This is a genomic window from Moorena sp. SIO4E2 (assembly GCF_010671945.1).
GTDB lineage: Bacteria > Cyanobacteriota > Cyanobacteriia > Cyanobacteriales > Coleofasciculaceae > Moorena > Moorena producens.
Genome location: NZ_JAAHIE010000645.1, coordinates 1 through 3,704, shown reverse-complemented (window position 1 = coordinate 3,704; position 3,704 = coordinate 1). Strand labels below are relative to the sequence as shown.

Sequence of the window (3,704 nt, the reverse complement as noted above, 5' to 3'; positions counted from 1 at the left end):
TGGGAATGTATCCCAACATCGAGCAGTCTCCTGTTGATCAGCTAGCTATGGCCAGGTTGCCGGAAAATGCGATCGCTTATGACTTGATTTATACTCCTAATCCCACTCAGTTTTTACGACAAGCCAAAGAACGGGGAGCGATCGCAATTGATGGATTGGAAATGCTGGTGCAACAGGGAGCAGCAGCTTTCAAAATTTGGTTAGGACAAACTCCGCCAGTGGATATTATGCGTCACGCTCTCCAGGAAAAATTGGGATTGTTGAAAACTTAGCTAAAATTGATGGCGTTGCTGAATCTTGGAATGAATATGAGTGGGGTGGGCATCCTGCCCGCCCGAAAATATCAGGAACAGGCAAGATGCCCATTCTACAGGTGCGACCCAAGGCCGCGAGCAATCCCTCGCGGCCTTGGAGGCGCGCACCTACTATTAAAATCATTCCATTATTAAGCAACGCCCTATCATCTAATACCTAACACCTAAGACCTGTGCAAGGGCGAAAAGCGAGCTACTGACTATCCTTAGTATGGACCTAGAATCCAGTTACCAGGAGCTTCTGGGTCGTCACTGTAAAAGAAATCATGGACATGCTGTAAAACCTCTTCTTTACTGAGATGTCCATCGCCATTTAAATCAAGCTTTGAAAAAATTTCGTCAGTCAAGTTTCCATCTGAGAAGTGAGAGAGGAAGCCCTGTTTGTACTCTTGACGAGAAATCTCTCCATTGCCATCAACATCCAATCGCTCAAAAATCAAATTGGTTAGCTTGGCGATCACATCTTCTTCATAGGATCGTTCGTAGGACTGTGAGGTTTTAATTCCAGATTGGCGCTCTAACCACAAAGGCCGATATTGCTCCTTGAAACTAAGTTGTTTGGCTTTATGTTCCAGAAATTCTTCTAGAGTCACTTCGCCATCATCATTAATGTCCACTTCTTTTTGCAAGTTCTTCCATAAAGTTTTGAACTGAGAACAAATGATGTTATATTCCAAAGAACCCGGTTGATAACCTTGAACTTTTGCCTGAGACTGAGCCATCTTTTCATAGTCAGCTTCAGTGATGACTCCACTACCATCAACATCGTATAAATCGAATAGTTTCTTCAGTTTTCTCTTCTGCAATTCGGTTAGCACCATAGCTTTATCCTGTTGTCAAAAACCCTAACTTAATCACTAATGGCAGCGATGAAAGGAAAGACTTTGTAGTGCATTGCACAGATGCCTTCCTCAGTTGTCATATAAGTCCCCATCGGGGTTTTTGGGCTACACCCTGCACCAAATATCTTGCACTGACACGGTTGAAATACTCCCGTTAGGATAGTCATGCACTGAGCAAACTGGACATCAGCGAGTTTTAATTTGGGTAGGTTAAATTTTACTTCAGCATCAAATTGAACGTAATCAGACCGCAGTCTTAATCCTGAAAAATCAACCGAACCCATGCCACGCCACTCATAGAATTCACGGGGTTCAAATACCTCGCAAATGGTTTGTAGAGCTTCTGAATCGCCTTCTGCTGGTACTTGTGCCTGGTCTTGTAATTCTGCATGACCATCCACCAATTGCTGTAGCAGGGTTTGGGTGGCTTTCAATATAGCCTGGTGACTAGAATCAGCAATGATGATCGGTTTGCGGTAAGACTCAACAAAAAAGCGATAAGGTTCAAGACCAATTACCGAAGCAACTTCAGATGCACAGATCAACCCGTCAATGTGTATCGATGGGGAGTCCAGAATGGCTTTGATAGCCGGAATTAGGGTCATGTGGTTGCAATAAACGCTGAAGTTGCTAATCCCTTCAGCAGCAGCTTGCCCAACTGTTTGCGCTGTACTTAGTACGCTATCTTCGTAGCCTACTGCAAAGAAAACAACCTGTTTGCTAGGATTTTCTTGGGCAATTTTCAGGGCATCTTGGGGTGAGTTGATAGTACGGATATCAGCTCCTGTCCCTCGAATTTCTGAGAGATTTTGTTGAGAACCCCGAATAGTCATCACCTCAGAGAAGGTTGTCAAGATAACATCAGGTTTTTGAGCGATCGCCAGTGCATGATTAACGCGATCAATGGGCAGTGACCATGCCGCCTTACCGTAACCTTGGACAAATTCCAGATGTTCGAGAGCAATGCCATTGAGGTTATGGCTTGCAATGGCAAGGGTTTGCTCACCAGAGACTGCCATCAGTTTAACGGGGCGTCTCAGCTTCGGTGTCAATGAACTGCTAAGACCTGTGATATCTTGCAATATTGTTTGAGTTGGCTTTGATTGGAAAGATTCAACAAGTTCAGTCATAATTTTTTTCACTCCTTATTCAGGACGAATGAATGCCCTACCCTGCCAGAATCGTGTGGACTAAATCCCATAGAATGTGATACGTCGGCAGATGGCTTTCCTGAACCCTGTGAATGCTGGTGTTTTCGACGATCAGGCAGTAATCGACATCTGGGCTTGTTGCCATTTTGCCGCCCTTGCCCCCTACCAGAGCGATTGTAACCATGCCCATTTTTTTGGCTTGGGCAAAACCCCCCAGCACATTTTTAGAATTACCACTGGTAGAAAGGCCAATGATTGCATCACCTTCTCGTCCGTTAGCTAGCAACTGGCGTGCGAAAACTTGGTCAAAACCGAAGTCGTTACTAATTGCAGTAATTGCAGTAGAATCCAGTGACAGATTGATCGCCTCAAGAGAGGGTTTTCCTACACCAATGGGATGGATAAACTCAATGGCAATATGGGCTGCGTCACAGCTAGAGCCACCATTGCCCATGGCTAGAAGCCGTCCGCCATTTCGATACACTTGAGCCAAGGCACGAGCGGCTGCGACAAGGGTAGCACCATAACGCTCAAAATACTTTTTCTGAACTTCTCGGCTTTCAGCCGCTTTTTGAAGCACTGACTCTAATAACGATTGGTCTAGTACATCACTGCTACGTGTTTTGCCCTCTAAAAAAGGGTAAAGGTTATACAAAGGTTGAGCTACAGTCATGGTTTTGACCTTGATATTTTTTGTGGTCAAAAAATATCATAGCACTCGAACTAAAGATTAATAGATATTTCTGCTCCGAAGTCCCAGGGTAAGCGCAAGAATCAATCAGGAGGCTGAGGGGGTGACATGATCCCTTAAAAGCTTACTATATAAAGCTTTGAGGCCAATTATCTCAGGAAAGATCAACTCCCAAATTGACCCTACGCATGATTTTCTGAAAGCTCAAACCCTTATAACATAGTCCAAGGTCAGCCCCAAACAGCATGTATCTTTTTATAACTAATGGGCTGAACTTATTACCCAGTAAGGATTTTAGCTTGCATGTCACCCCCCCAGATCAGGAGGTCTTATTCTAAACACTATTGAGATTAACTTTTAATAGTGCTGAGTTATCTTGGCTTAATATCCTGATAATCCTTGCCCGATCTCACATTTTGGATCAATTTTTATGGTGCTTACCCTGGCTTATTTACCAAGGATATCTACCCTGTTGCTATGGTAAATTAGTATCAAATAAGATGCACCCACTTCCATTAACCCAAAACGAAATTACTCATAGCAATTGAGAATAGTTTAATTTAAATCTCGGCAAGAAAAATAGTGATACCAAGGCTTGGGTGGGCTAGTGGTATCGGTAGGGAAAGAGGTGAGAATGATCTTACCATCCGGACCAATCATCCAGCCTTGAGCTTCCACAATCCGTTTTGGCTTAGAATTCTGTGGA

The 3,704-nt window shown here is 43.8% G+C and carries 3 protein-coding genes and 1 pseudogene; 1 reads left to right on the top strand and 3 read right to left on the bottom strand.

Annotation, left to right across the window (positions count from 1 at the left end; all coding sequences use genetic code 11):
- Nucleotides 1-272 (top strand): annotated as a pseudogene (locus F6K37_RS34710) (shikimate dehydrogenase); the annotation flags it as partial.
- 248 nt (nt 273-520) lie between these two features.
- Here the strand turns inward: F6K37_RS34710 and F6K37_RS34705 are convergent.
- The 3 genes from F6K37_RS34705 to F6K37_RS34695 are packed head-to-tail and all read right to left on the bottom strand — an operon-like array spanning nt 521 to nt 2,980.
- The gene (locus tag F6K37_RS34705) at nt 521-1,135 is read right to left on the bottom strand and encodes an EF-hand domain-containing protein (RefSeq protein ID WP_008183976.1); all 615 of its coding nucleotides are present in this window, start codon (nt 1,133-1,135) and stop codon (nt 521-523) included.
- A gap of 29 nt (nt 1,136-1,164) precedes the next feature.
- The gene (gene hypD, locus F6K37_RS34700) at nt 1,165-2,286 is read right to left on the bottom strand and encodes a hydrogenase formation protein HypD (RefSeq protein WP_008183975.1); all 1,122 of its coding nucleotides are present in this window, start codon (nt 2,284-2,286) and stop codon (nt 1,165-1,167) included.
- A gap of 37 nt (nt 2,287-2,323) precedes the next feature.
- Nucleotides 2,324-2,980: a D-sedoheptulose-7-phosphate isomerase gene (locus F6K37_RS34695; protein ID WP_008183973.1), complete on the bottom strand. Its 657-nt coding sequence runs from the start codon at nt 2,978-2,980 to the stop codon at nt 2,324-2,326.
- Nucleotides 2,981-3,704: the final 724 nt, after the last annotated feature.

Bases quoted from the DNA above. Each gene is read 5' to 3' on its own strand.
- F6K37_RS34705 (WP_008183976.1), bottom strand. From the start codon at position 1,135: ATGGTGCTAACCGAATTGCAGAAGAGAAAACTGAAGAAACTATTCGAT.
- F6K37_RS34695 (WP_008183973.1), bottom strand. From the start codon at position 2,980: ATGACTGTAGCTCAACCTTTGTATAACCTTTACCCTTTTTTAGAGGGC.
- hypD (WP_008183975.1), bottom strand. From the start codon at position 2,286: ATGACTGAACTTGTTGAATCTTTCCAATCAAAGCCAACTCAAACAATA.